This is a genomic window from Amycolatopsis speibonae (assembly GCF_042647925.1).
GTDB lineage: Bacteria > Actinomycetota > Actinomycetes > Mycobacteriales > Pseudonocardiaceae > Amycolatopsis > Amycolatopsis speibonae.
The window spans coordinates 1-5542 of record NZ_JBHRWK010000166.1 but is presented as its reverse complement, the minus strand read 5'-3'; the positions used below and the strand labels follow the sequence as shown (position 1 = coordinate 5542).

1 protein-coding gene is annotated in these 5542 nt (G+C 64.4%); it reads right to left on the bottom strand.

Translation table 11 applies throughout. The annotated features are described in order from the left end of the window. Positions 1 to 5542, bottom strand: a 5542-nt coding sequence (locus ACFOSH_RS44615; protein ID WP_378248007.1) for a hypothetical protein, incomplete at both ends; no start/stop codon positions are given.

Here is a 5542-nt window from a genome sequence, read left to right as displayed (position 1 = left end):
CGCGGGTACTCGCATACCGGTCACCGTCACAGCCGCGGCTTGCAAATCCCGTACCCAGTCCTGCAACTCCGTCTGTGTCGCCGAACTCGGGCTCGCCTCGTCCGAACTACGGGTCTTCTTCAGATACGCCTCCAGCGAGCCGTCTTCGCCAGGACCCGCACCCCAGCGCTTCACACCCGCCGAACCCCCCGCCGGAAGAGCCTCACTCGACCCAACACCCGGCACACCCTGACTTTCCGTCCCTGGATCGACAGCCACAGGATCAGCACCACCCGGAGCAAGATGCCGCGGCCCGTCAAGACCAAGACCACCAACAGAACCGGGAACGGTATAAGACCCTTCGATCAGGCCACCGCCCTGCTCCTGCGGCGAGCCGACCCGCCGCGCCCAGCCACCACCACCCTCAAACAAAACCAGCTCCGGCACACCATCCCCGGTCCAATCCAGCGAACCGACCCGCGCCCCCGGGCCAGGCCCCCGCACCCCCAACCACAACAAACCGACCGGATACCACACATCAACACCAAACCGCACCCACAAATCAAGAGCCAACCTCCACAGAACACCATCACCGGTCTCACACCCGAACAACCGGATCGCCTCACCTTCACGCCACCCCGAACTCCGCAACGCCCGCTCGATCGCATCCAGATGACGAGCCTCCTCATCCAGCAACACCACCCCATGCACACCGTCTTCCTTCGGCAACCACCAAGCCGCACCCCCCAACACCGAACCCACTTCACCGATGATCACCCCCACCGGCGCCGGCTGTATCCGCGCCTCCTCCCGCCACAGCCGCTCCGACATCTCCACCCGAAACTCCCGCGAAAACCCCTCCATCTCCACCTGCGACAACCCCTGCAACCCCACCTGCTCCGGCTGCACCGACCCGACCAGCCACCCACCACCACCCCCAGCACCAGACACAACCGGCACACCGGCCGTGGAAAAACCTGGCGCACCGGCACCACTTCCGCCAGATCGGCCAGATCGGCCAGATCGGCCAGGAAGAGCCGAGCCCGAGGAGGCGTTGCCGACAGAATGCTGCACAACGCTCTGGGAAGAGCCGAGTTTCCAGTCGCGCACCGTCGTGACGCCCGCGATGCCTCCGGTGAGCCCCGCAAGTCTTTCCGCCGTCAGCTTTGCTCCGGGCTCTTGAGCCTTCTCCTCGTAGTACGCCCGCATCCACACCTCGGTCCACCGCAGCAACGGATACGAGTACCTGTTCCTCGCGTCGGGCTCCAAGGAGATGATGACCGGCAAATCGTCCTTCTTCGCCTGCAGGAACGACAACAGATCAGGGAACTTCCGCAACTCCCCCCCGTGCCACACCTCCTCGTCAGGACGGAAATCCATGAACCAATCAGGAACAAGCAAAGCGACCTCGCCCAGCTTCAACGCAGAAGGTGCGTTCCAGCGCGTAAGCTCACGCGCCCGATCCTTACTGATCCGTCCGTTGGAAAGAGCAGCCACCAAAAGCGCGGGTACTCGCAAACCGGTCACCGCCACAGCCGCGGCTTGCAAAGCCCGTACCCAATCCACCGGCGTCGCCTCGCTCGAACGACCCGGCACCTTCAGGTACGCCTCCAGCGAGGCGTTTTGGCCAGGACCCGCACCCCAGGGCTTCACAACCGCCGGAACCAGCTGCGGTTGGGCAAGACCAAGGACACCACCGGGAGCGAGCGGCGCAGGGACGGTATAGGTCCCTTCAAACCGGCCACCGGAATGCTGCAGCTCCGACCCGACCGGCCACCAGCCACCACCCCCAGCACCAGGCACAAACGGCACCGGCACACCGGCCGCGGAATAACCCGGCGCACCGGCCCCGAAACCAGACCCCGGCATCTCCAACCCCGACGGCAGCGACCCCGGCTGCAGCATCTGCGACCCCGGGGCTTCCGTGACTTCCGGGGCTTCCAGCCGCCGGCGCTTCCGCTGTGGCTTCGTTGAAGCACCGGCACCACTTCCGCCAGATCGGCCAGATCGGCCAGGAAGAGCCGAGCCTGAGGAGGCGTTGCCGACAGAAAGGTCCGCAACGCTCTCGGAAGAGCCCAGTTTCCAGTCGCGCACCGTCCTGGGGCGCGCGATGCCTCCGGTGAGCTCCGCAAGTCTTGGCGCCGTCAGGTTTGCTCCGGGCTCTTGAGCCTTCTCCTCGTAGTACGCCCGCATCCACACCTCGGTCCACCGCAGCAACGAATACGAGTACCTGTTCCTCGCGTCGGGCTCCAAGGAGATGTTGACCGGCAAATCGTCCTTCTTCGCCTGCAGGAACGACAACAGATCAGGGAACTTCCGCAACTCCCCCCCGTGCCACACCTCCTCGTCAGGACGGAAATCCATGAACCAATCAGGAACCTCGCCCAGCTTCAACGCAGAAGATGCGTTCCTACCCGTATGCCCACGCACCTGATTCTTATTGATCTGTCCGCCGGAAAGAGCAGCCACCTCAGCCGCGGGTATTCGCCTACCGGTCTCCGCCACAGCCGCGTCTTGCAAAGCCCCTACCCATTTCCGCAACTCCTCCTGCGTCGCCGGGCCCGCCTCGTTCGAACTACGGGTCTCCTTCAGATACGCATCCAGCGAGCCGTTTTGGCCAGGACCGGCACCCCAGGGCGCCTCACCCGCCGGAACCTCCGCCGGAAGAGCGTCACTCGACCCGGCACCGGTCACACCCTGACCTTCCGCCCCTGGATCGAAGGACACCAGATCAGTGCCACCGGGGGTGAGGTACCACGATTGGTCAAGACCAAGGCCAAGGCCACCATCAGAAGCCGCCAGCGGCACAGGAACGACATAACCCCCTCCGAACCAGCCACCGGAATGCTGCAGCTCCAACCCGACCGGCCTCCAGCCACCACCCCCAGCACCAGGCACAAACGGCACCGGCACACCGGCCGCGGAATAACCCAACGCACCGTCCCCGACCCCGAAACCAGACCCCGGCACCCTCAACAGTTCATGTTCGACACCAGAACGCCATCCCGCACCCCCCGGCATCTCCAGCAACTGCGACCCTGAGGCTTCCGGGGCTTCCAGCCGCGGGCGTTTCCCCTGTGACGTCGTTGAAGCACCGACACCACTTCCGCCAAATGGGCCAGGAAAAGCCGAGCCTGAAGGGGCGTTGCCGACAGAATGCTCCGCAAAGCTTTGGGGAAAGCCGAGGTTCCGGTCGCGTACCGTCCGGGGGTGCTCGATGCCTCCGGCGAGCGGCCTCACGGCTGTTCCGGTCTCTCCAAGCTCCGCCTCGTACGCCCGCTTCCACACCTCGGTCCACCGCAACAACGGATCCGAGTAATTCCCGTTCTCGTCGGGCTCCAACCAGATGTTGACCGGCAACCGGTCCTTATTCGCCCTCAGGAACGGCAACAGATCAGGGAATTGACCCTCCCCCTCACCAGGACGGAACGCCATGACCCACGGAGGAACAAGCGAAGCGACCTCGTCCGGCTTCAACTCACGAGGTGCCCACCTGGTCGTAAGGTGAATCGCCTTCTTCGCATCGATCAGTCCGTCGGAGAGAGCAACCACCACATGCGCGGGTACTCGCATACCGGTCTCCGTCACAGCGTCCTGCTGAATACCGGTCAGCCATTTCCGCAACGCCGTCGTCGTCGCCTCGTTCAAACGACCAGTCGCCTCCAGATACGCTCGGAGCGAGTCCCCCCGGCCAGGACCGGGACGCCAGGACTTTACATCCACATGCACATACTCCGGAATCCCCGGCGGTTGCCCGGAGCCCTCCCCCTCGCCTGAGGAGGATTTATCGAGAGAACGATCCGCGACGCTCTCGGAAAAGCCGAGGTTCCAGCTGGATACCGTCTCGTGGTACACGATGTGTCCGGAGAGCGACGCAAGTCTTTCCGCCGTCAGGTCTGCTCCGAGCCCTTGAGCCTTCTTCTCCTTGTAGTACGCCCGCATCCACACCTCGGTCCACCGCCGCAACGGTTCCGAGTACCTCTCCCCACCGTGCTCCAACCAGATGTTGACCGGCAACCGATGTCCGTTCGCCTTCAGGAACGACAACAGATCACCGTACTGCTCCCACTCCCCCTCACTAGGACGGAACTCCATGAACCACTTCGGCATCAGCTTGCGAACCTGCTCCAGACTGGGCTCAAGAATTGGGTTCTTGCCCGTACGATATTGCGCCTGCTTCGCATTGAGCTGTTTGCCGGAAAGAGCAGCCACCAAAGGCACGGGTACTCGCATACCGGTCACCCGCACAGACGCGTCTTGCAAAGCCCGAACCCAATCCTGCAACACCTCCGGCGTCACCTCGCCCGAATGACCGGTGTCCCTCAGATACGCCTTCAGCGAGCCGTCTCGGCCAGGACCCGCACCCCAGGGCACCTCACCCGCCCGAACCGCCTCCAGAAAAGCCTCACTCGCCCCAGCACCGGCCACACCCTGACCTTCCGCCCCCGAACCGGAAGACACCGGATCAGTGTCACCGGGGGCGAGGTGCCGCGGTCGGCCAAGACCAAGGCCACCTTCGGGAGCGGGGACGGTATAGGGCCACCCTTCGATCCGGCCATCGGGATGCTGCCGGTCCGGGCGGACCCGCCACACCCAGCCACCACCACCCGCAACATCACGCAAAACCAGCACCGGCACACTGTCCTCGGTCAACCCCAGTTTGCCGACCCGGGCCGCGGGACCATCCTCCTCCACCTCCAGCCACAACAACTCGATCGGATACCCCACAGCAACACCAAGCCGCTCCTGCAAACCGCCCGCCAACCGATCCAGAGCACCATCACCGGTCTCACACGCGAACAACCGGACCGGTTCACCACCCCACCCCGAATCCAGCACCGCCCGCTCGATCACACCCAAATCACGAGCACCCTCATCCAGCAACACCACCCCATGCACACCGGCTTCCTTCAGCAACAACGCCGCCGCATCCCTCAACAGCGAACCCACACCACCGATGAGCACCCCCACAGGCGCCGGCTGTATCTGCTCCTCCCGCCCCGGCCGCTGCGACATCTCCTCCTGCAACTCCCGCGCCAACCCCTCCATCTCCACCCGCTCCGGCAGCCCCGACCCGACCAGCCACCCCCCACCACCAGACACAACCGGCACACCACCCCCGGCAAAACCCAACACACCGCCCCCCACCCCCAACCCCGACGACAGCAACCCCGGCTGCAGCATCTGCGGCCCCGTGGCTTCCAGCGAAGCGCCGACACCACTTCCGCCAGGCGGGCCCGCAAGAACCGAGCCTGGGGGGGCATCGCCGTGAGAAAGTTGTTCAACGCTCTTGGGAAAGCCGCTGCTCCAGTTGTATACCGTCGAGGAGCCCACGATGCCTCCGACGAGCGGTATAAGGTGCTTCACTGCCGGGGCATTTCCGGTCTTTCGAAGCTCCGCCTCCTGGTACGCCCGCAACCACACCTCGGTCCACCGCACCAACGGATCCGAGTACCTCGCCCTACCGGGCACCAACGAGATGTTGACCGGCAACCAGTCCTTCTTCGCCTGCAATAACAACAACAGATCGTCGTACTTATTCCACTCCCCCTCGTGCAACACC